The sequence below is a fragment of the Blautia sp. DFI.1.216 genome (assembly GCF_020594215.1).
In the GTDB taxonomy this organism is placed as follows: domain Bacteria; phylum Bacillota; class Clostridia; order Lachnospirales; family Lachnospiraceae; genus Blautia_A; species Blautia_A wexlerae.
Genome location: NZ_JAJDML010000058.1, coordinates 1 through 22,322, shown reverse-complemented (window position 1 = coordinate 22,322; position 22,322 = coordinate 1). Strand labels below are relative to the sequence as shown.

At 49.5% G+C, this 22,322-nt stretch carries 22 protein-coding genes and 2 pseudogenes; 4 read left to right on the top strand and 20 right to left on the bottom strand.

The genetic code is table 11. The features are described from left to right. Positions 1–240 precede the first annotated feature (240 nt). Entirely contained in the window at positions 241–729 is a 489-nt protein-coding gene (locus LJE11_RS16360; protein WP_008705200.1) for a hypothetical protein, read from the top strand. Positions 730–949: 220 nt separating this feature from the next. On the opposite strand, the gene LJE11_RS16355 is transcribed toward LJE11_RS16360, so the two are convergent. From LJE11_RS16355 to LJE11_RS16325, 7 genes are all read right to left on the bottom strand, one after another. After that, positions 950–2,254, bottom strand: a complete 1,305-nt coding sequence (locus LJE11_RS16355) for a tyrosine-type recombinase/integrase (protein ID WP_033120014.1) — start codon at positions 2,252–2,254, stop codon at positions 950–952. Positions 2,255–2,257: 3 nt separating this feature from the next. After that, positions 2,258–2,494 (bottom strand): helix-turn-helix domain-containing protein, encoded by a 237-nt coding sequence (locus LJE11_RS16350; protein ID WP_033120015.1) that lies wholly within the window; start codon positions 2,492–2,494, stop codon positions 2,258–2,260. 427 nt (positions 2,495–2,921) lie between these two features. Continuing rightward, entirely contained in the window at positions 2,922–3,179 is a 258-nt protein-coding gene (locus LJE11_RS16345; protein ID WP_033120016.1) for a helix-turn-helix domain-containing protein, read from the bottom strand. Then, positions 3,160–3,600 (bottom strand): RNA polymerase sigma factor, encoded by a 441-nt coding sequence (locus tag LJE11_RS16340; RefSeq protein WP_033120017.1) that lies wholly within the window; start codon positions 3,598–3,600, stop codon positions 3,160–3,162. Before LJE11_RS16340 ends, LJE11_RS16345 begins: the two co-directional genes overlap by 20 nt. Before the next feature lie 488 nt (positions 3,601–4,088). Continuing rightward, positions 4,089–4,478 carry a thioredoxin family protein gene (locus tag LJE11_RS16335; protein WP_120062232.1) on the bottom strand — a complete coding sequence of 130 codons (390 nt, stop codon included), beginning with the start codon at positions 4,476–4,478 and terminating at the stop codon, positions 4,089–4,091. 31 nt (positions 4,479–4,509) lie between these two features. Continuing rightward, a complete protein-coding gene (locus LJE11_RS16330) occupies positions 4,510–5,523 on the bottom strand; it encodes a permease (protein ID WP_120062231.1) in 1,014 nt (337 codons plus the stop codon). Between the two features lie 81 nt (positions 5,524–5,604). Further along, the gene (locus tag LJE11_RS16325; RefSeq protein WP_070470194.1) at positions 5,605–5,919 is read right to left on the bottom strand and encodes an ArsR/SmtB family transcription factor; all 315 of its coding nucleotides are present in this window, start codon (positions 5,917–5,919) and stop codon (positions 5,605–5,607) included. A 169-nt stretch (positions 5,920–6,088) separates the two neighbouring features. On the opposite strand from LJE11_RS16325, the gene LJE11_RS16320 reads away from it, so the two are divergent. The 3 genes from LJE11_RS16320 to LJE11_RS16310 all read left to right on the top strand — a co-directional run bounded on the left by LJE11_RS16320 (position 6,089) and on the right by LJE11_RS16310 (position 8,312). Then, positions 6,089–6,442, top strand: a complete 354-nt coding sequence (locus LJE11_RS16320) for a helix-turn-helix transcriptional regulator (protein WP_070470197.1) — start codon at positions 6,089–6,091, stop codon at positions 6,440–6,442. Between the two features lie 230 nt (positions 6,443–6,672). Then, positions 6,673–7,002, top strand: a complete 330-nt coding sequence (locus LJE11_RS16315; RefSeq protein ID WP_116705465.1) for a plasmid mobilization protein — start codon at positions 6,673–6,675, stop codon at positions 7,000–7,002. Further along, positions 6,963–8,312: a relaxase/mobilization nuclease domain-containing protein gene (locus tag LJE11_RS16310; RefSeq protein WP_116705464.1), complete on the top strand. Its 1,350-nt coding sequence runs from the start codon at positions 6,963–6,965 to the stop codon at positions 8,310–8,312. The genes LJE11_RS16315 and LJE11_RS16310 overlap by 40 nt, the downstream gene beginning before the upstream one ends. Before the next feature lie 183 nt (positions 8,313–8,495). Here the strand turns inward: LJE11_RS16310 and LJE11_RS16305 are convergent, their stop codons facing one another. The 13 genes and pseudogenes from LJE11_RS16305 to LJE11_RS16245 all read right to left on the bottom strand — a co-directional run. Further along, complete coding sequence (locus tag LJE11_RS16305; RefSeq protein ID WP_087361291.1) at positions 8,496–8,861, bottom strand: cysteine-rich VLP domain-containing protein; 366 nt, start codon at positions 8,859–8,861, stop codon at positions 8,496–8,498. After that, the gene (locus tag LJE11_RS16300) at positions 8,858–9,070 is read right to left on the bottom strand and encodes a transposon-transfer assisting family protein (RefSeq protein ID WP_438821442.1); all 213 of its coding nucleotides are present in this window, start codon (positions 9,068–9,070) and stop codon (positions 8,858–8,860) included. Before LJE11_RS16300 ends, LJE11_RS16305 begins: the two co-directional genes overlap by 4 nt. Further along, positions 9,067–11,868: pseudogene (locus LJE11_RS16295) on the bottom strand (YodL domain-containing protein); the annotation flags it as partial. The gene LJE11_RS16300 and the pseudogene LJE11_RS16295, both read right to left, overlap by 4 nt. 205 nt (positions 11,869–12,073) lie before the next feature. Further along, a complete protein-coding gene (locus tag LJE11_RS16290) occupies positions 12,074–14,161 on the bottom strand; it encodes a DNA topoisomerase 3 (RefSeq protein ID WP_116705462.1) in 2,088 nt (695 codons plus the stop codon). Next, entirely contained in the window at positions 14,162–14,365 is a 204-nt protein-coding gene (locus LJE11_RS16285) for a hypothetical protein (protein WP_116705461.1), read from the bottom strand. It lies immediately after the preceding gene. Beyond that, the gene (locus LJE11_RS16280; protein ID WP_116705460.1) at positions 14,362–15,090 is read right to left on the bottom strand and encodes a DUF4366 domain-containing protein; all 729 of its coding nucleotides are present in this window, start codon (positions 15,088–15,090) and stop codon (positions 14,362–14,364) included. The genes LJE11_RS16285 and LJE11_RS16280 overlap by 4 nt, the downstream gene beginning before the upstream one ends. Continuing rightward, positions 15,083–15,352, bottom strand: a complete 270-nt coding sequence (locus LJE11_RS16275) for a DUF4315 family protein (protein WP_116705459.1) — start codon at positions 15,350–15,352, stop codon at positions 15,083–15,085. The genes LJE11_RS16280 and LJE11_RS16275 overlap by 8 nt, the downstream gene beginning before the upstream one ends. 28 nt (positions 15,353–15,380) lie before the next feature. Next, on the bottom strand, positions 15,381–17,477 hold the full coding sequence (locus tag LJE11_RS16270) for a CHAP domain-containing protein (protein WP_116705458.1): 2,097 nt from the start codon (positions 17,475–17,477) through the stop codon (positions 15,381–15,383). Between the two features lie 35 nt (positions 17,478–17,512). Further along, positions 17,513–18,475, bottom strand: coding sequence for a DNA-methyltransferase (locus LJE11_RS16265; RefSeq protein WP_120062230.1), 963 nt, complete (start codon positions 18,473–18,475; stop codon positions 17,513–17,515). Continuing rightward, positions 18,472–20,913 (bottom strand): VirB4-like conjugal transfer ATPase, CD1110 family, encoded by a 2,442-nt coding sequence (locus LJE11_RS16260; RefSeq protein ID WP_116705456.1) that lies wholly within the window; start codon positions 20,911–20,913, stop codon positions 18,472–18,474. Before LJE11_RS16260 ends, LJE11_RS16265 begins: the two co-directional genes overlap by 4 nt. Then, a complete protein-coding gene (locus tag LJE11_RS16255) occupies positions 20,861–21,265 on the bottom strand; it encodes a PrgI family protein (RefSeq protein WP_116705455.1) in 405 nt (134 codons plus the stop codon). The genes LJE11_RS16260 and LJE11_RS16255 overlap by 53 nt, the downstream gene beginning before the upstream one ends. A 41-nt stretch (positions 21,266–21,306) precedes the next feature. Continuing rightward, the gene (locus tag LJE11_RS16250) at positions 21,307–22,176 is read right to left on the bottom strand and encodes a VirB6/TrbL-like conjugal transfer protein, CD1112 family (protein WP_116705454.1); all 870 of its coding nucleotides are present in this window, start codon (positions 22,174–22,176) and stop codon (positions 21,307–21,309) included. A gap of 19 nt (positions 22,177–22,195) precedes the next feature. Further along, positions 22,196–22,279, bottom strand: a pseudogene (locus LJE11_RS16245) (Maff2 family mobile element protein); the annotation flags it as partial. Between the last annotated feature and the right edge of the window lie 43 nt (positions 22,280–22,322).

Sequence of the window (22,322 nt, the reverse complement as noted above, 5' to 3'; positions counted from 1 at the left end):
GCAATCTGGAATGAATTTTGGCTACGTTACTGTGAACGGAGTGAACAGTAACGTTCCCTGATTCACACTGCAGGTACTGAAAAAATCCTTGACTTTTTTTAAAACAGTCCGTATAATAACCAACGGTAAATTTAAGAAACAGATATTTGGTATTATTGGAAACGGTACATCCTCCTGGATGGTTATGAACAACACAAATCTCTAATTGATGTTATTCATACTATCTAAGGAGGATTTTTTATGCCTAAAAACAAGTTTCAGGAAGTTATTTTTACGATTATCATGGTGTTTGTAATGGTTTATGCCATGATCTGCTACAACATTGTACTGAACACAGGGACAATGACAAATGAGACATTTCTGTTAGCTTTTCATGAATTAACATTCATGGGACCGATTGCATTTATTCTTGATTTCTTTATCATCGGTGGTCTTGCAAAGAAGATTGCATTTGGTATTGTGGATATGAGAAGAGATAATCCGTTCCACCTTGTACTTGCAATCTCAGCAGTATCCGTTGCATTTATGTGTCCATGTATGAGCTTTGCGGCAACTGTGCTGATCAAACATGCACCGGCAAGTCAGATCATTCCCACATGGCTCCAGACAACAGCAATGAACTTTCCGATGGCATTCTTCTGGCAGATATTTTATGCCGGACCATTCGTAAGATTTATTTTCGGAAAGCTTTTCCCGGAGAAAGAAAAGGCAGCAGCTTCTGCCGAATAAAAAATAGTAGAATTTTTCTCTCTGCCGCAAGATGATTTTAGGTCGGTTGAGGGATTAGAAAACGCCGGAAACCCGCATAAACTCTATGTTTTTGCGCGTTCTCGGCGTTTCTTTTATCGCCTGTGTTAGTGGTGCTTTTTCGGTAAATGGTGCCCAAATGGTGCCCAAATCCCACGCGGGGCTATAAAACGATATAAGAAGCGGTAAAGAGATACAGCGGTTAAAGCTCTAAATCGCTGCTCTTTTTCTTTGCCGCGCTCTTTGCTTTCTTCGGCTCGGCTTTCTCTGCCTTTGCCGGGTCTGCCTGTTTGACCGCCCCATGATAAGCGTCTAAGACTTCTTTTTTGCGTTCAAGCCGCACGTCCACATAACGGGCGGTAACAGCTTCAAAGTTCATAGACAGCCCAAGCGATACGCCGATACCCGCAAGTGTATGTCCTAACACTTCGCCTACGGTGTAGAAGTCGCCTGTCAGTTGGTGCATATTTGTAGCTGCTGTATGGCGCAAATCGTGAAAGCGGATATGCGGCATATCCAAATCTTCAAGCAGCTTTCCAAACTGGGAAGATACCCACGACGCGGAGATAGGGGAACCGTCCGGCTTCGCTACAACAAGGTCATTGTCATAGTAAGGCTTTCCGTCCTTTTCTGCCTGTTCGCGCTGCGCTTCCTGCATAGCAAACTGTTTGAGAAAGAACGGGCGGGCAAGCTCTGTGATAGGCAGCTTTCGCCCGTTGGATTTCGGCGGTGCCATTTCCTCAATGACTTTTGTTTTTGGCGGTACCTTAAAGGGTAGCTGCTCGGAAACGTCAAAGGTGTTGTTTTCCAAATCCACATTGCGCCAACGCAAGCCCAGGATTTCAGAACGGCGCATACCGTAAAGCCCGCCTAAGATAACGGGCATTTCCCAAACGGTACCCTCGACGCGCTGCATAAGGGCTTTTACCTGTTCCGGCGTGTACGGGTCGGGGGTCTTGTCGCTCTTTCCAAACTTCGTAAGCGTGTCCTTTGCTGCGTTTGTTTCGATATAGCGGTATTTCCGGGCATGGCTCAACGCCACGCTCAAAACACGCTTTGCCCCGGCTGCGGTGGACGGTTTCAAGCCTTTGTCAATAATCTGCTGAAACATTTTGTCTACCATAGCGGGGGTAAGCTGATTAAGGGCAACGCCGCCGATATATGGCGTGATGTAGTTTGCAATCGTTCTTTTGTACCCGTCGTAAGTAGAGGGGCGCAAGTTCACTCTTGCATAGCTTTCTACCCATTCATTCAGATAGCTTGCAACGGTCTGTTTCCGCTGTGAAGCGATAGACGCAATCTGTCCCGGATTATGGAGCTTTGCTTTCATCTCTGCTTCATGCTGCGTTGCTTCCTTTTTTGTTGGAAAGCCCTTTTTTGAATAGGTTTTCTTTTCCCCATTCGGGGCGGTGTACTTTATATTCACGTCGTAAACTGTACCCGGCCGCCCGGTCAGTACGCCGTTGCTGTCGCGTTTATTCTTAACCTGCCTTGTTGATATAGCCATAGCTTAACCTCCCTGTCGTGCCGGGGGCTTCGCTGTCGTCTTTGCCCTGTGGTACCAGTCCCAGATTGCAGCGTCAGCTATCAAACGACGGTTTCCATTTTGTATATATTCAAGCTCGCCACTATCCATAAGCTCGCGCAGTTTATTTTCCCCGATACCGCTAATCTTGCTCATTTGCTCAACGGTCTTTAACATAGGGAATACAGGGATAGCGGGGCTTGCTGTTTCCTTTTTTGCCATAGGAAAATACCCCCTTTCATAAATGGCTAAAAAGTCAAGTTACAAAAAGTGGGCTTTAACCGGGCGGCTGTTAGCACAACCTCGCGGGAATTGCACCCCTGCTCATTTAAGGCAGCTTTACCCATTGCCTGCGACGCTCTGAACGCTCGGACTGTGGCTGTAAAGGCTTATCTCCCCTCAATGCGTGTTGTCGCCCGCAAGCTGCTAACTTGCTTCCCGTCGCGGTGTTTCTCGCTCGGCTTTTCCCGATAGAGGAATAGCGTCATGGCGCACCCTCCGTATGGCTCGGCGCAAAAAGGACGTACCCGGTTTGCCCTATACTGCGTCGCCGTTATCTTGCGTCGCTTTCTTTGTCAAGGAACATACGGGGCTGCTGCGGATTGATACGAAACGGAAAAGGGGTTAAGACGTTTCGGTATCGGTGCAGTTATTCAACCCTAAATGTGAGGATTGCCCTCATTAGTCTTGCTTGCAGCCGTTGGCGAATATCCTCGTCAACGCCAAAATAGACGTTTCCGCGCTCGTCGCAGAGCTTCCGCATGGAAAGGCTCGCTATGTAACCACTAAAATGCTGCAAGACAATTTTCATAGCGTCCGGGTCGCCCTTTGTCGCTGCCACAATGACAGGATAGGGAACAAGGGCAACGTCCGGGAAGTCAGATTGTTTACCATTCGTCCCATTCATCAGCGTGTTCCTCCAAATATTTCTTCAAGATTTCAAAAGAGCTTGTCCGTCTGTACTGTATCGTGCTGCGCGACGTATTGAATAACTTTCCAATCTCCACGTCGGTCATGCCCTCGAAATAGTACAGCATGATAGCTTTCCTTTTTTCTTCCGGCAAAGTGCGGATTGCTTCAAGCAGCAGCTTCGGCGTGATTTTCTTTCCTGCCTGCTGATAGCTCGGCTCGGCTTCTTCGTCTTGAAAATACTTATCAAGCGTATAAAGCTGTCGTTCCTCATGCAAGGCAAGGTCGGAAAACGACACTTCCTTTGCTCTGCGACGCCGGATTTCCTCGTGGGCGTTGCAGGCTTCGTTGTGCAGCACCCGTTTACAGAAACTTTGAAAGATACATTGCTTCTGAAATTCCACGCGATTAGGTTCCATGTTCTCACCTCCTTTCGTGTTGAAAGGTGGCGGTACCTCCCCTTTTCGCGGGATAATACAGGCGATTTTTTCAAACGCCGAATGAAAGCGAAACTTTTTTGAAAAAACCTCCCGAAAATGCAAAATGCGCCTGTCTGCAAGATGCAGACAAGCGCAAAGGAATTGTAAGCGGTATTTAGATGATTTGACAGTTCATATATGAGGGTAGAAGTGTTCCCGGCGGCGGTCGGGCTTTTTTTGATAAGCTAAAAGATATGGCGATATAGAAAAAGGACATGGCGATACCTCCTTGATACCGCCGTATCCTCAAAAAAGGGCGACTTTAATACACCCCCCGTTATCTTATTTTTCAAAAAGAAAACGGCGGTTTTGAGTAAATATTTCAAAACCGCCGTTTTATCTGCCTACATTCGGCAGTTTTGTTGTTTTACATAGCATTAAATCGCTATTTGAATTATTGATAATAAGGCGTAAATTTGATATTAAATTTATTTTTCGGAAACGATTTTTTGTAACAGTTTTTGCACGTTTTCTGTTTTCAGCACTTTCCCCGTAGATACTACTTTGTTGTTGACAACAAGAGCAGGTACACTCATAACGCCATATTCCATAACCTTTTTCAAGTCCGTAATATATTCTACTTCTACGGAAATCCCCATTGCTTTAACGGCGGATTGTGTGTTCTCATAAAGAGCATGACAAGACGCACACCCTGAACCTAATACCTTGATACAGCAAATTCTGCCTTGTATGTCTTGACAACAGTTATTCAAATTTTCCGGTTCAACTGTTTCAGACACGGAACAGTTACCATTGCAAGTACAAACAGGAGCGTTTATTTCTTTTTCTTTCTTCTTTCCAAAACCAAATAATGTCATAATAATTACCTCCAAAAAATTTTATATTCGCTTATATTAACAAGTAAGAAATTGCATTGAAAAAATAGCCTACAAGAATAATTCCTATGGTACAAATTGCAATGAAAACACCAAGCAATTTAGGCTTTACGGCTTTTCGTAACATAATCATAGAGGGCAGCGACAGCGTGGTTACACTCATCATAAAAGACAGGACGACACCAAGTTGAGCGCCTTTTGCAAGCAAGGCTTCTGCAATCGGGATTGTACCAAAAATATCTGCATACATAGGAACACCTACAACAGTAGCAATAATGACCCCAATAGGATTACCTGTACCAAGTATTCGTACAATCCATTCTTCGGGAATCCAGTTGTGGATAAAAGCACCAATACCGACACCGATTAGTACATAGGGTGCTACCTTTTTGGCTGTTTCAATTACTTGTTCCCATGCAAATTTGATACGGTCCTTAAAATGCAATTCTTCCTGCGGAACATCAAGACTGTTTCCACCCCTTATAAAATCCTCAACGTAGCTTTCAAGATGTAGTTTTTCAATCAATGTACCACCTGCAACGGCTATCACAAGCCCAAGCACGACATAAGCAACGGCTATCTTCCACCCAAATATACTCATTAGCAGAACAAGCGAACCGAGGTCAACCATTGGAGAAGAAATCAGGAAAGAAAAAGTAACTCCAAGCGGCAGACCTGCACTTGTAAAACCGATAAACAGAGGAATGGAAGAACAAGAACAAAAAGGCGTTACCGTACCAAGGAGCGCAGAAATTATATTTGCGCCGATACCATGAAACCTTCCAAGAATTTTCTTTGTCCGTTCCGGCGGGAAATAGCTTTGAATATATGAAATAATTAAAATCAGAACCCCTAACAACACCATGATTTTGATTGTGTCGTAAACAAAAAATTGAATACTACCACCGATTTTGCTCGTTGCGTCTAATCCGCAAGCGTTAATTAAATTACCTATTAGACGATTAAGCCATGCCATACCTAAAACTTCATTTTGAAAGAAGTTCCAACCTGTTTTTAGCATATCCATAAATAGCCTCCTTGAAATAGAAATATTGAAATTTGTCTATATGTTGATGTTTTGATAAGTCGTGCGGAAAAGTAAGTAAACTTACCTATCACAACACGACTTATTTTCAAATGCTGCACTTGTAATCATAAGCGCTTGTAGACAATCTATTGCATACTGCACGCCATTCTCTGAAATAGAGTAGTGCATCCATTTCCCCTCTTTGCGTCCTATCACTATACCAGAATCACAAAGTATTTTCATGTGGTGGGAAAGCGTTGGTTGCGTAATGTGCATATCATCTAATAGTACACAAGCACACTTCTCTCCTGTAAGCAATAGTTTCAAAATTTTAACACGGTTTTCATCACAAAATGCTTTGAAAATCGTTGGTATTTTTTTTTCATCAAGTTCCATAATCTCACCTCCTGTTGATGTGCTTCTATAAACTATTATATACACAAATTGAAATTTGTCAATATGTTTTTATCCGGCAATAATATGAATTATTTTAGCTAATAGTAGGTACTGTGTAAGCATATCCAAGCAAAGAAAGGAACAGTAAAATGTAGTTGGGTGAATTATTATGGCAAAAAGACCAGTACCTTTGTATGACTTTGCAGCTTTCGGGCAAGCCATAAAAGCAGCGCGGACAGGCAGAAATGAAAGCCGCAAGAAAGTAAGCGACGAAATGAACATTTCCCCTCGCTACCTTGCGAATATTGAAAACAAAGGGCAACAGCCAAGCCTGCAAATCTTTTATGAGCTTGTAACCCGTTATGACATATCCGTAGACCAATTCTTTTTCCCGGATAAGACAGCGGAAAAATCGACGCAAAGGCGGCAGCTCGACACGCTGCTTGACAGCATGAGCGATAAGGGCATACGGATTGTTACCGCAACAGCGAAAGAAATTGCAGAAGTCGAAAACGAAAACTGAATAGGCTTAGGAAGCGTTGTAATCTTTTTGAGATTGCAGCGTTTTTCTTTTGCGTAAGTTTGGCAAAACGGGGCTTTCCGTTGTAGTAGGGAATAAGGAAAAACTTTCATAGCAAGCATAGGAAGCGGGTACCCACTTCCGTATTTTCGCCCTCCTGCGCTGCGGCGCGTCGGTTGAAAATGGCTTGTTGGGAAGTGTCCCAAACCCTCGGAATGGAAAGGAGCGAAAGCATGGACGGACGAAAAAGAACGGTACAAATCAAGTTTAGAGTAACAGAAGCGGAACGGGATTTAATTCTTGAAAAAATGAAGCTCGTCCCTACCCGGAACATGGAAGCCTATTTGCGGAAAATGGCAATCGACGGGTACATTATCCAAGTAGACCACACCGACATAAAAGCTATGACAGCGGAGATACAGAAAATCGGTGTCAACGTCAACCAGATTGCAAAGCGCGTGAACAGTACGGGCAGCGTTTATCAAGAGGACATAGAGGAAATTAAGGGGGTGCTTAATGAGATATGGCGGTTACAAAGATTAAGTCTATTAAAAGCACGTTGAACAAAGCCCTTGACTATATCCAAAATCCCGATAAGACGGACGGAAAAATGCTTGTGTCCTCCTTTGGGTGCAGTTATGAAACGGCAGACATTGAGTTTGAATATACCTTGTCGCAAGCTCTCCAAAAGGGGAACAATTTAGCCTTTCATCTGATACAGTCCTTTGAGCCGGGGGAAGTGGATTACGAAACCGCCCATAAAATCGGAAAGCAGCTTGCCGACGCGGTAACAAAAGGGCAGCATGAGTATGTATTGACGACGCATATTGACAAAGGGCACGTCCATAATCACATTATTTTCTGCGCGGTCAATTTTGTGGACCACCACAAATACAATTCCAATAAGCGCAGCTATTACGGCATACGGAACATGAGCGACAGGCTATGCCGGGAAAACGGCTTATCCGTCGTTATCCCGAAAAAGGGAAACAAGGGAAAGAGCTATGCAGAGTATCAAGCAGAAAAAACGGGAACCAGTTGGAAAGGCAAGCTGAAAATCGCCGTTGACGCACTCATTCCCCAAGTGTCCAGTTTTGAGGAATTGTTACAACGGCTGCAAGCTGCGGGCTATGAGATAAAGCCGGGAAAATATGTGTCCTGCCGCGCTCCCGGACAGGAACGCTTTACCCGTCTTAAAACCCTCGGCGCAGACTATACAGAGGAAGCCATAAGGGAACGCATAGAGGGCAAACGCGCCCGCGCTGCGAAAGCTCCCCGCGCAGATCGCGGCAGCGTTAGCCTGCTGATTGACATTGAAAACAGTATCAAGGCGGCGCAGAGCAAAGGCTATGAACACTGGGCGAAAATCCACAATCTGAAACAGGCGGCTAAGACCATGAATTTCTTGACGGAAAATAAAATTGAACAGTACGCGGATTTAGTCAGCCGGATTGAGGAAGTAACAGCGGAAAGCGAACAGACCGCCGACGCATTAAAGAGCGTTGAAAAGCGGCTTGCGGATATGGCGGTGCTGATGAAGCACGTCGCCACCTACCAAAAGACAAAGCCTGTCTATGACGCATACCGCAAGGCAAAGAGCAAAGAGCGATACCGCGCCGGACATGAGCGCGATATTATCCTCCATGAAGCTGCGGCAAAGGCACTCAAAGCGGCGGGCATTACAAAGCTCCCCAATCCCGCCGCGCTGCAAAAAGAATATGAAGCACTCCAAGCGCAGAAAGAAGTCCTTTACGCCGATTATGGCAAACTGAAGAAGAAAGTCCGGGAATATGACGTTATCAAACAGAACATAGATAGCATTTTGCAGACAGGAAAGCAGCCGGAACGGGGCAAGGAAGCAGAGCGCGGATAAACAGACGCAAAAAAAGAACAGGACGCGGAAAGCCAGTAATGACCTCCCGCGCCCTGTCTTTTTGTGGGTGCTGATTTTGGTATGTTACGCAGTAGAACGCTGTTTTTGAGGGAAAAGGTGTTCTGTATCGCCTAAGTGATTTTCACGCGCTGCAAGCCCTGTAAATCAAGGCTATTTTCGCCCTTATCGCGTAACAAGGGCGCGCCGTTTCCTCATGCGCTCCGCTGCCTGCCTGTTCGTGATACGCTTGCGGCAGTCCGGGCAGTATTTGACGCTGTTTGACCTTGACGCAAAGAACGCGCCGCATACGGTACAACGCTTTTTATCCTCGGTCTTAAAAAGCTCGGCATACAGGAGCTTATCAAGGGGAAGTACGGCAATCCGAAACCATTTGCAAAGCAGCGAATAAGAGATAAGCTGCGGGCATACGCACTCGTCCCCGTCGTCAAGTAAGATACAATGTCCGTTATCGCAGTTGCAGCACTCCCGGCGCACAAGGGAATTGACTTTCCGGCTTTGGGGCGGCGAAAGCCGCTTTATGCTGCTCATACTTCCTCTGCGGCGTAAATGGCAAGCTCCGCAAATTCTTCCTCGGTCAGCGCGTCCACTTTGGAAAGGGCGCGCTTTGCCAGTTCCCGCATATCCGCGTCCATGTAGGGCAGCGTGGCGTTGATGTTCTCCGTAAGCTGCGCCTTGCTTCCCTCATGGTAAATGCTCAAAAGGTTTGTTTCCTCAACGGTAAATCTGTTCATGCTCATACCTCCAAATCGTGATTTTTTGTTTTCACTGCGGCTTTCTTCTGTGCCTTTTCCTTATCCGCTTTAAGCTGCGCCCGGATAGAGGGCTTCTTTTCCTGCTTGCCCTTGCCGCGCTCCTTATCGGCTTTGACCGCGTTAGCCAAATCAACAAGGGAAATCGTTTCTCCTGCCTTAACCTTTGCTTCCAGTTCGTCAACGCTCGGCGTATTGTTGATAATCTCGTCAATCATGTTTTCGTTTTGCTCGGTGGTCTGCTCGGCTGCTTTCAAGGGATTTTCCCGCTGTGCCTGTTCTGCGGCTATGGCAAACGCCCGCGTCCCGTTTCCCATGACTAAATATTTTCCGTCGTCGGATTGATGATGAAAGCCATATCCGGCGGCTTCCATTTGTTCGCGGCTCATATCGGTTACATAGAAAGTACCGCGCGGCGTTTTAATTGTTTCGCCTGTTTCCAACTCGTCGGGCGTAAGCTGCTTTTGTTCCTGTAAAAACTCCGGCACACTCTTATAGCCGAAGCTGTCTACATAGTGGGCGGTGTCCTGCCCGTCCTGATGAAGCACAACCACGTCGGAAACGGAAAGGCTGTGTCCCTTAAAGTCTTTGGGGTGGTCGATATTGAAACGGGTATAAATATCTTCAAGGGAAGTCCCCGGCGTAAGCTCTGCGGAATAGATAAGCTCATAATTCGCCTTATCAACCACATTTCCCGTCACCTGCAGGCGGTCGTATGGCTCAAAGCGCAAGTCCCGCGTTTCGTCGCCATGCTTTAGCTGATAAATGGAATAGGTGTCTTTGTCCTGTTCGGCGGTCTTTGCTGTTTCCTGTGCCTTTGCGTAAAGCTCCTTGACCTGTCCCTCGGTCAGTTCGCCGCTTTTGAGTTGCCCCATAAGCTCGCGGCATTTCTGGGGCGTTCCCGTGAAAAGTACCGCGCTCATTTTTGCCCGTCCGTTTTCCTGCGTTACATAGGCTTGCAGCAGATAGGTGTTATCTTTGCTGTCGCTGTAAGGATTGCGGCGCACCCGGTAAATTGTTTCCGGGGTAAAGGCTGCTTTCTCCTGTGCGGGGGCTTCCTGTTTCGGCTGCTCCGGCGCGGCGGTTTCCTCTTTGTCCGGCTGCTCCTGTCCGGCGGTCTGCTCCATATCCTGCGCCTTTGAAAGCTCTGCTAATGTTTCGTCAATGGAATTGATAATCTCGGCGGCTGCGCTGCGGATTGTTTCAAGGGAGCTTTTCAGTTCGGAAAGCTCGCGGCCGCTGCTCCACCCGGCAACATACCCAAAGGAATAGTCCGACGTATCAAGCCCGTAATGTTGGCAGACGGTATAAGCGACGCTTTCCGCTTCGACTTCGCGGGTGCGCCTGTCAACGCGGGGCTGCTGTTCGTTCTCCGGCGCATTTAAGTCTATGTCATGCAGCTTTGCGTGTGCGATTTCATGTATCGCCGTTTTCAAGGTTTGCAGTTCGCTCATTCCCTCTTGAATGGCAATGCGCTTGTCCTCCAAATGGTAGTAGCCATGAGAGCTACCGGGTATCTGCTCAAATCCGATAGGAACAGGGGAAGTCTTTTCAAGGGCAGCGAAAAAATCCTTGTAACGCTCCACGTCGCCCGTCAGTTCATCAACGGCAATGTCGGGAAGCTCTTTCCCCTCGGTCTGCGACACGTCAAAGACAGACACTACCTTGTAGGCGGGTATCGTGATTTCCTTTTCCTCCGTAACCGGCTTTCCGTCTTTCCCAATAATCGGCTGCTGCGTGTGGGGGTCGATTTTCTTCATTTCTTGTTTGACTTTGTAAGGCGACGGGGCAATGATTTTAATTCCCTTTTGCCCTTTCATCACGTTTCGTCCAAAATTGTTTTTCCATGCGGAAAAGCCCGCCACAAGGGAAGCGTCCGGCTTCTGCATGGCGATAAGCAGCGTATTGTTAATGCTGTAATTATGGAATTTTGACATGACGCGCAGATATTCCCGGTAACGCTCGCTTTCAAACAGTTCCGTTATGCCCTGTTCCAGACGGTCGGTAATCTCTTTCAATTTCTCTGCGGGCTTCTCGCTCGTCAGCACGATAGGGATAACCGGGCGCGGCTCCTGCGGCTGCTCTGCGGTCTGTGCTGTTTTCTGTCCCGGCGCGGCTGCGTCCATTTCTACCTTTGACGGGTCGGGGCGTTCCGGCTGCGGGAAGCTCATAACCTTATATTCCCTCGGTATGTCGCTTTCCTTGCCGTTGTACCACTCCGTAAAGGTGTTCTTGTTGTTGTAGATATAGCCCTGTTCGGTAAAGCGTCCTCCGTCATTGATAGCAGCGTCCCGCCCGTAATCCTCATACATGAAATACTTTTTTGCTTCTTCGGACAGTTCTAATTCGTCCAGTTCGTCGATAAGGTAATAGCCGTAATCTTCCTCGTTCTGTACGGTGGGATAAAGCCAGTAACAGTCAAGGTTTTGTGCAAGGTTGATAAGGTCTTTGATATTTCCGGCGCGTTCCCCAAGAGTTACCGCCGCCGTAAACTTGTTCCTGTCCTCGTCGCGCTGCATGGAAAGCAGATTGCCTAAGTAGTTCAGTTCGTCAAGCCCCGCGCTCTGGATAACGGGAAGCGGCACGTCAAAGGGCTGCTGCTCGGTGTTCATAAAACCGTTGATAAGAAAGTCCTGCGGGTTATCCGCAGTAATACCGACACGCTGCATAGCTTCGTGAAGCTGCTCCTTTGTGGTCGGCATGGAAAGCCACACGCCGCCCGGTTCGCTTGTTTCAAAGCGGGTGCGGCTGTCGATAAGAATGGAAAATTGTTCGCTCATGTATTCGCTCCTTTCTGAAATGGCAGCGTAAACGCTGCGCGTTGGTGGTTACACTCCTAAATACAACGCACCGCCTGTTCTGCCAAAGATTTTGAAAAAATGTAGAGGGTTTGGGAAACTTCCCAACAAGAAAAATCCCCCGCAATCGTCGTCAGACGAAAACGGAGGATTTACGGAAGTGGGTACCCGCTTCCTATGCTTGCTATTCAAGTTATTTCTTCTTCGGTAGCTCAATCTTATAGTTGACGTACTTCCCGCCCGTATCGGCTAAAACAACCGTTCCGTCGTAGGTTTTGCCTGTTTTGGGAGAGTACAGCCCTTTGACTTTCACTTTGCCGGATTTCAGAAGTGCGGCGGCAATCTTCGGGGAAAAGGTTACTTTCCTGTCCTCAAAAAAGCGGTCATTCTTCCACATGACAAAAGCGCAGTCCCGGTCAGAGCAGTAATAGTTTTTCTTGCCCTCATGGACGGGGGAACCGCAGCGGGGGCATTTGCCGATTTCCGGCTTTTCCGTTTTGAAACGCTCCTTGTCGCTGTCGGAAAGGAACGGATAGGATTTCACAAGCTCCCGCGCCATAGCTTCAATGCCGGATAAAAATTCGTCGGGGTCGGCTGCTCCCTTTGCTATCTGCGTCAGATTGTTTTCCCATTCTGCGGTCAGCTTCGGGGAAGTGAGATTGTCCGGCAAAATGCACACAAGGTTATTCCCGTCTTTTGTGGGGGTAAGCTGCTTTCCCTTGCGCTCCACAAAACCGCTGCTCACTAACTTTTCAATGACAGCGGCGCGGGTGGCGGGCGTTCCAAGCCCTTTCCGTTCTGCGTCCGGGTCGGTGTCCTCATTTCCGGCGCGTTCCATAGCCGAAAGCAAAGACGCTTCATTGTGGGGCTTCGGGGGCGTTGTGTCGTGTTCCGTTACCTTTGCTGCGGGATTAGAAAAGCTCTGTCCCTCGGTAAGCTCCGGCAGCGTTCCGTCTGCGCTGTCCTCGTCGTCTGCTTCGGGCTTATCTTTCAGCGTTGCCCGGTAGCGGCGTTCAAGGTCTTTCCAACCGCCCGCAAGCACCGTCTTTCCCCTCGCGGTAAAGTCGGCTCCGGCGCAGGAGAAAACCGCCGTAACCGTTTCAAAACTGTGCGGCGCGGCAGTAGCGAACAAAAGACGCGCCCCCGCAAGGGTAAGGATATTCTTTTCGCTTTCCGGCAACGCGGCAAGGTCAGTCTTTGCAAGCTCCATAGTGGGAATGATTGCATGGTGGTCTGATACCTTTTTGCTGTTCAGCACCCTTGCAATCTCCGGCGAAAATCCCACACCCGCCATAAAGGGTAGCTTTCCGCATAACAGAGCGATAACCTTTGCCGCCGTTTCCTCCATGTCGTCGGTCAGATAGCTGCTGTCCGTCCTCGGATAAGTAAGCAGCTTCTTTTCATACAGGGCTTGCGCCAGGTCAAGGGTCTGTTTCGCGGTATACCCGAAAATACGGTTTGCTTCCCGCTGCAAAGAGGTAAGGTCAAAGAGCTTCGGCGGGGCTGCGGTTTTCTTTTCCCTCACAAGGGAAGTGCAGACAGCCCGCGACGCTTCGCAGGCTGCTTTCAGTTCCTTTGCTTCCTCTGCGGCGCAGATCTTCCCGCTTGCGGCTTCTGCGCCGGATAAATTAAGCCGCACATGGTAGTATTTTTCTTTCTTGAAAGTGCTGATAGCAGCGTCCCGGTCTACAAGCATTTTTAAGGTCGGTGTCTGGACGCGCCCCACGTTCAAGGTGCGGTTATACAGGCAGGAGAAAAGGCGGGTGGCGTTAATGCCGATAATCCAGTCAGCCTTTGCGCGGCAGAGGGCAGACGCAAAGAGCGCGTCATAGTCCCGCCCGTCCTTTAAGTTCTCAAAGCCCGCCTTGATTGCGCTTTCTTCCATTGAGGAAATCCACAAGCGGCGCATAGGCTTCTTGCACCCGGCGACTTCATAGACAAAACGGAAAATGAGTTCTCCCTCGCGCCCCGCGTCGCAGGCGTTGACGACTTCGGAAATGTCGGTGCGGTGCATGAGGTTTTTTAAGGTCGCAAATTGCTTTCCCTTATCTGCGGAAACGGTATACTGCCATTCCTGCGGCAAAATCGGTAAGCTGTCATAGCTCCATTTTTTGTACTGCTCCCCATAGGCGGCAGCGTCGGCAAGCTGTACCAAATGCCCGACGCACCACGAAATAAGATATTTGTCGCCCTCGATATATCCGTCCTGTTTCTTCTTTGCCCCAAGCGCGGCGGCGATAGTCTGCGCCACGCTCGGCTTTTCAGCGATAACTAAAATCAACTAAAGTTCCTCCTTTCCGCGTTCCGGCTGTGCGCCCTGTTTCTCCTGTACCTGTTTCAGACAGTAGCCCACACAAGGGGTCTGCTCTTTATAGGGGCAGGAAGCGCAGGCCGGGGATTTGAAAACAGGCGGCGCATTGTCGCGCCGCCCGCATGGTCGTTGTATCATCATCTTTTCAAAGGGATTGTCGGTAAACAGGGTCATGCGTCCTCGTCCTCCGTTTCATCTTCGGAAACGTCCCCGTCTGCGTCGTCCGGCTCCGGCTCGTCCTCGTCGTAGTCCTCAAAATCAAAGTCGTCAAGGTCGGTGCCGCCTTTCACACTCGGCTTGTTCTTCACAAACTTAAAGTAATAGAACGCGCCCCCGCCGCCAAGAAGTGCCACGACAAGGAAAAGCACAAGCCCGCCCGTATTGCTTTTTTCCTGCGGCTGCTCGGTTACTTCCTCCGGCTCCGGCTCGGCTTCTTTGCCGCTGCAAGCGGTCATGTTCGTAGAGCATACCGGGCAGGACGTATTGATTTTCCCGGTTTCGCATTTCTCCGTACAGGTGCAGACAGCGGGTGTCTGCGCCTCGGTGCTTTCCCCGTCCTCCAAGAGCGCGAAAAGGTCTGCGTCGTCTACTTGATTTAAGAAATGTACGGTGTTTTCGCCCTCGTCGTCCCGGTCAATGAGGATATAAAAATAGTTCCCGGCTTTGGTAGTAACAGTGATAAGCTGCTTATTGCCGCCGAAATCGTCAACAAGGGTCGCGTTCCCCTCCGGCGTAAGGGGTGCGGTTTCTTCGGGTTCCTCATAGATAACGCCGCTGTCGTTGGTCGCGTCAGCGGCGGGCTGCTCCGGCGTTTGTGCAAAAGCGGTAACGGAAAAGCCGCCCATGAGCATAAGGGCGGCGCAAAATGCGGTCAGCGTTCTAAGGATTTTCTTATTCATTCTCGGTGTCCTCCTGTTCTTCGTCATAGTCTGCGGTTTCTTCGGGAACGGCGGCAGCCATGCCGGGAATACCGCCGCCGGATAACATAGCGTTAAGCTCTGCGGGGGTTAAGCGCATGGAGCGCACAAGCTGTACGATTTCAAGGTTTTCCGCTTCGGTTTTCTGCGCTTCCAGTCCTTTCAGCTTGTTCTGATACTCTGTGATTTTCTCGCGGGTTTTCTGGATTTCCCGGTCGATACGTTCAATCTTACTCATTGCCATAATGTCAATACTCCTTTCATTTTTGCGGTTAGTTCCAGTTCATCAGCCCGTACCCTTTGATACAGGCATAGTCTAAGGGATAGCTTTTGATTTTGCAGGCGTCGCCGGAATTGCCCTCAACGGTATAAACGCGGCTTCCGTCTGTGCCGATAACAAGCCCTACATGGTCTGCGCTTCCGTCTAAGTCCCAGTCGAAAAAGATAGCGTCGCCGGGGGCGATATTCTCATAGCCCCGCGCTCCCCATTGCCCGCGTGAGGTAAACCACGGAATACCCTGTGATTGACAGGCGGCAAAACGCGGCTCGGATAAGCCCATTTGCCCGTAGCACCATGACACAAAGCAGGCGCACCACTCCACGCGGCTATTAAAGCCGTACCAGCTCCAATAGGGCTGCCCGCCCACGTTGCCGACTTGCCGCTTTGCAAGGTCTACAATCGCGGTATTGCCGGGGCGCGTTCCGTTTACAAACTGTACGCCGCTTAAATCCTCGGACGCGGAAACGTCGGGAGAACCGCCGCCGAAAATCAAGGGCTTGTTGCCGCTTGTTTCTAAGTACACCCGGTACATTTCAAGCTGTTCTACGGTCAAAAGCTCCGATACAAAGCTGTTAATCGGTTTGTTTGTCAGCTTGACATTGAGAATGTAATAGTTATAGGGTACTTCAACAGTATAGGTATCGCTGTGGCTGTTCCCGTCCTCGTCCGTCCATGTGTCGGTGCGGGTTTCGGTGCGGTAGCGCACTTCGATTTCTTCCGTCAGTGTCAAGGTGTACTGCTTATCAAAGACGCGGTTTAGCTCTGCCTGTGCGCTTTGGGGCGTGTAGCTCTGTAAAAGGGCGGTAAGGTAAGAAGCCAGTTCATGCGGGTTATGCCCGATATTGTCAAGGTCGTAGCGGTATTCATCATAGCCGGGATTGTCGCGCTCGATATTGTCAATCCGCTGCTGAAGCTCGGTTTCCTTTGCGGCGTAGTTGTTTTCCGTCGCCACAAGGTCGCTATCCTCCGACGTGTAGGACGTTCCAAGAACGCCGTTCATCATGCCAGAAAACATAGCCCCGCAGGAAGAAAGCCCCGCCGATACCATAATGAATAAGAGCAGCGCGGCAACGGCGATACAAACGCCCGCCGGGTGCCTTGCCACAAACGCCGCCGCTTGCCTTGTTTCCTCGGCGGTTTTCTTCGCTGCCTTGCGGGTATTCTCGGCGGCTTTCTTCGCGGTAGCTGTGCCGCCCGTCTTTGCTGCCTTAACATACTGCCGCTTGATTTGCCGCTTCTGCATGAAACGGGATAGGGGGTTACTTGTAAGCTGCGGGTTCTCATGCAGCGTCTTGTGGTACAGGTAATTGACGTTTGCTTTCTCCGCTGCTTTTTCAGCCTTTGCCGCCGCCCGGTAGGGTTTCAGCTTGTGGCTGCGGTAGCCCTCCCGAATTTTCCGCGTCCCGTACTTTGCGCCTTTCTCCGCTAATTCCTCGGATTTATGCGCTCCCTCCACGCCGGAATTATCCTTTTCCACGGAATGTATCTTGTTGTGGACGAAAATACCCGCTTCCTGCGCGGGGCGGGATAGCGGGTTACTGTGGGCTTTGCCGCCGTTTATCGGCTTTTCCTGTTCGGTAAAGCGTAAGCGGGTCTTTGCCTTTCCTGTGGCTTCGTCAAAGGTGCGTTCCTTGACAAGTTTCTTTTCTTTGGGGATAGCTGCCTTTGCTGCGTCCAGACGGTCGGCGGCTTCGTTGGATTTTCTGATGTACTTTTCAAGCTCCGGGGTAGATAGTTCTTCCTCGGTAAACTGCAAGCGGGAAGATTTCTCTTTTACCGTAGCGTCGCGCTGTGCTTTGTGCGCTGCCTTTTTACTCGCTTTCCGGGTCTGGGCTGCGTCGATACGTTCTATGACGCGCTCGGCGGTGGCGGTGTCCTGCCTGTGGGGAAGCTCCGGCGTAAGGGGAAGCGGGGAAGCGTCGGGAGAAACAGGGGGTAGCTCTGCCGCGTTCTGCGCCGCTATTTCCTGTGCGGCCTGCGGCTCCGGCTGCTCCTGCGGTCTTGAAAAATCCGCTTCCCGTTCCCGGCGGCTCACACGCTCGGCGGTTTCTTTGGTTTCGTTGACCTCGATAAGCCCGTCGCGGGTCATTTTCTGCGTGATTTTATCACGCGGCTTATATTGTCTTATGGCTGCACACCTCCAATCCGCGCCCTTGCAAGGGCGCAATACTCAATATTCAGTTCGATACCGATATAGTGTCGGTCAAGGCTTTTTGCGACTGCCGCCGTTGTGCCGCTGCCTAAAAAGGGGTCTATGACAACGCCGCCTTTCGGACAGCCCGCCAGTATGCACGTTTTCGCTAACTTCGGGGGATAGGCGGCGAAATGCCCGCCGCTGTACGGTACAGTATTGATAAGCCACACGTCCCGCTTGTTCCTCATGGTCGGTATGAGGGCTTCGTCATAGTAGCCGCCGCTTCTTGTGCGGTTGATACCCTGTACTTTCCCTTGTCCGGGTACTTCATCAGCGTACTTATGTCCCGCGCCCCGCCCGGTGCGGTAACGCGCCGCTGTTGTGGCAGCGATAGGCTCCGCAATGGCGGCAGCGTCATAAAAGTATTTCTTTGACTTCGTAAGCAAAAAGATATGTTCATAGCAGCGGCTCGGTCGGTCTTTGCAGCTTTCCGGCATAGGGTTTTCTTTCTGCCAGATAATATCACTCCGTAAATACCACCCGTCAGCGCGTAGGGCAAAGGCAAGCAGCCACGGAATACCGATTAAATCCTTTTGCTTGCAGCCGGGAACGCGGGCATTTTTCGCGGTCTGCTGTCCGTTTCTGCCTTTCGGGTTCTTCGGGTCGGCATAGTAGCCCTTATGCCCTGTTCCGCAATAGGTGTCTGCGATATTCAGCCAAAAAGTACCGTCGGAACGCAAGACGCGCTTTAGCTCATGGAATACGGCAACAAGCCTTTCGATATATTCCTCCGGCGTGTCCTCCCGCCCAATCTGCGCGTCAAGCCCGTAGTCCCTAAGTGCATAATAGGGCGGGCTTGTAACGCAGCAATTCACGCTTTCGTCGGGCAGTTCCCTAAGAGCAAAGAGCGCGTCGCGGTTGATGATAATGTCCGTCTTTAATCCCTCTGTCATGCTTCGCTCACTTCCTCCGGCTTCGTCGTCATTACCCGGTAAAGCTCGGTGTCTTTCGGGAAGCGGTCTACAAAGGGCAGCACCACGTTTCCGTAGAAGATAAGTCCCTCGCCCGCTTCGGTGTGGGTAACGTACTTCATCTGCTGCGGGGAAATGTTAAGCTGCTTTGCAAGGATAGCCCTATCTCCGGCAGCTTGATTGAGCATGAGGACAAAATCAGAGTTTTCAAAGATATTTTCCACTTCGCGGCTGCTAAGTAAGTCTTTGACGTTCTGCGTAATGGCTGTGGGTATGCCGCCCCACTTTCTGAAACGCTTCCAAATCTCAACAGAGTAAGCGGCGGTCTGTTCCTCTTTCAGAAGCAAGTGAAATTCGTCCATATAGTAGCGTGTGGATTTCTTTTCTGCCCGGTTGACCGTTACCCTGTTCCATACCTGGTCCTGCACAATGAGCATACCTAACTTTTTAAGCTGCTTTCCAAGCTGTTTAATATCAAAGCAGACAAGGCGGTTTGAAAGCTCTACATTCGTCCTGTGGTTGAATACGTTAAGGCTTCCCGATACATAAAGCTCCAACGCCGACGCGATCCGCGCCGCTTCCGGCTCCGGCTGCCGTAAAAGCTCGTCGTAGAGGTCGCCCAAAATCGGCATATTTGCCGGGTCGGGGTCTGCCAAAAACGGGCGGTACACATTTCTTACAGCGCGGTCAATGACCGTCTTATCAATCGGCTGCAAGCCCTCCTTGCCGCCAATGACAAGCTCACACAAGGACAGGATAAAATCGGATTTCAGCGCAAGGGGGCTGTCGTCCTCGCTGTAATTTAAGTTAATGTCCATAGGGTTGACGTACTGGGGCTTTCCGTCAATGCCTTTGCCCGTAGGCGACAAACGGATAACTTGACCGTTAAGCCGTTGCACAAGGGAGAAATACTCGGCTTCCGGGTCGCAGATGATAATATCGTCGTCGGTAATGAGGAAAGCGTTTGTCATTTCCCGTTTCGCCGCAAAGGATTTTCCGCTTCCCGGCGTTCCCAAGATAAGCCCATTCGGATTTTTAAGCTGCTTGCGGTCGCAGAGTATCATGTTGTTTGAAAGAGCGTTCAGCCCGTAATAGAGGGCTGCGCCCGTCTGGAAAAGCTCCTGCGTGATAAAGGGGATAAAAATAGCGGTGCTGCTTGTCGTCAGTCCTCTTTGAATAGGGATAAGGTTTTCCCCAAGAGGGATAGAGGACATAAGCCCCGCTTCCTGCTGATAGTCAAGGCGCGTCAAAGCGCAGTTATATTTCTGTGCAATGCCCGCCGCTGCGAAAATGTCATTTTCCAGTTTCCGCTTCGTGTCTGCCATGTTGACGACAAGGAACGTGAGTAAGAACATTCTTTCATTCCTGCTCTGTAAATCCTGCAAGAGATTTTTCGCTTCGCTGCCGAAAGTGGCAAGGTCGGACGGGATTATATCCATGTCGTAGCCGCTGCGTACTGCTTTTTTCTGTTCCTCAATCTTCATCTTGTCAAGGTCAGTGATTTTCCGCTTGATAGTCTTGATAGCTTCGGTCTGGTCGATACTGCGGATATGCAGATTGACGATAACGCCCGTTTCCAAGTCCAGAATGTCGGCAAGCATACGGTCATTCAGTTCCGGCGCAAGGATTTCAAGGAATGATACCGCGCCTATTTTTCTCCCCATGCGGAAGTAACGTCCCTCGCCAAACTGAAAAGAGGACGGGGCGATAAAATCCTTTGTGGAAAGCCCAGACGGGGCAAGCCATGAAAAATCAAAGCGGAACGGCTCGCCCTCCGGGTGGAATACGCCATGCAGCACGTTCAGCCGTTCATAGCCCGTCATAGGACGCGCCGCCGCGCCCAGTACCTTAAAATTGTTAAGCACGTCGGTTTCAATACGGGCAAGCCGCGCCTTTGCCGCTGCCGGATTGTCTGCTTCGATACTGAATGTGATGTACTTGTGCTTGACAAGCCCGTTGTTGCCTTTGGAAAGCTGATTTTTCAGCATATCCGAATACTCGGTGCGGATAGAGTTGAAAGCGTCGTCCTGCGCCGGGATATTGATAGCTTTCTCTGCCTGTTCCCGCTGCGTCCCTTGATTGATGAAAGAAAGCTGCACCGAAACGGAAGCGTCAAAGTAGTTTAGAAAATCGCACCAGTTTTCAAAAATGGCGGTCTTATCGTCTGCCTGTGCAAGCTGATAGTTAATATCTTCAAAGGCAATGGATTTACTGTATTTCTTTTCCGATACCTTGCATATCCCGTCCGGGTACATTTGAATGTAGGGGATTGTCTGCTGCGCGGTGTGGGCTTTCCCGTCGCCCTTTGCCTGCCGGATAACCTCGGCAATCTGCTTTTTTTCGGCGCGGGAGAGCTTGCGGGGCGGGTTAGCCCCGGCGTTTCTTTTTCCCGCTGCCTTTTTTGTAGGTTCCTTTTGCAATCGCTGATACCTCCTTTTCCAATTTTCTCTGCCGTTCCAATACGGCGTATAAATTCTGTGTCTGATAGGGTCGCTCTTTGGGGGCAATGAATTTTGTCTGTATGATGTGCTTTGCCACCACTTCAAGGGGCTGCCCGTGTTTCTCATACATGGCGAACAGGAAACAGGGCAGCATAACCGCAATCATTACCACCGACGCAAGGCTTGTGCCTGCGCTGTCTTTGAGCAAAAAGAAAAGCGGAAGTCCTAAGATAAGGGCAACCGCAAAACAAATGATTTGCCGTTTTGTAAGGTTGAAAGCAACCTTTGTCTTGACTTTGGATAAGTCTTTCGGTACGGGTACATACGCCAAGCGAAAACCTCCTTTCTGCGGGGAAAAGCCCCGCGTGTCTTTTAATGTGCGTTGAATATGGATTTTGCCAGTGCGCCGGATTTGAACAGAGAGAAGCAGAGAATAACGGTGTAAGCTGCAAGGGAGAAAATCGCGCTGTGCAGGTTATCCGCTATAATCATGCTGTTTACCAAAACCGCATAAATGCCGACGCATACCATAATCAGAAAGCCTTGAAAACCGATAGCGAACAGGGCTTTTAGGTAGTTGTTTCCTATCTGTCCCCACTCTCGATTTGTCATTGTTGCAAACGGGATAGGCGATACCGAACAATAAAGGTAAATTTCTATCATTCTGCCGTAGAGGATAACGGTTATCAGTACGGACATGATTTTCATGCACAAGCTCACAAGGCTTGTTTCCATGACAAGTAAGAGCAGTTCGGGGATTTCCATTGCTTCAAGCCCGTCTTGCATGGAGCCGAGGGCGGCGGCAACATCTATATTTGTGCTGCCGCCGATTACCCCCGACGCGCCGGAAACAACGTGCTGCGCCATATCGAACACCGCCATAGTAATATCAAAGGTGTGTGTAACAAGATAGACCGCTACAAACGCCTTAAATACCCACTTAAAAAACATGAACGTGTCAATATCGTGCATATTGTTCTTTTCCGTTACCATGCTGATAAGCTCGTAGCATAGGACATAGGTAATGACAAGCCCCGCAATCGGGACAATCACGTTTTCACTAAGCGCGCGTATCATGGAAAATACGTTTGCGTTCCACGCTTGCGGGGTCCTGCCTACCTCTGCGGCGATAGTGCCGACTTTTTCGTTTACGTCCCCGAACATAGTTGACAGATTACCGTTAATGGCTCCGATAAGAATTTCCTTTATCCATTCGTTAATCGCGTCAAGTATGCTCTGCATAAGCCTTTACCCGCTTATCTTAACCGAACAGCCCGGAAAGCAGCGGTACAAGGGTCATGCCGATAAGGGCAACACCGCCCCCGGCCATTAACTGTTTTATCCCCAATTAGGTGTAAAACTCTGCTCGATGGCGGGCGGCGGCGTAC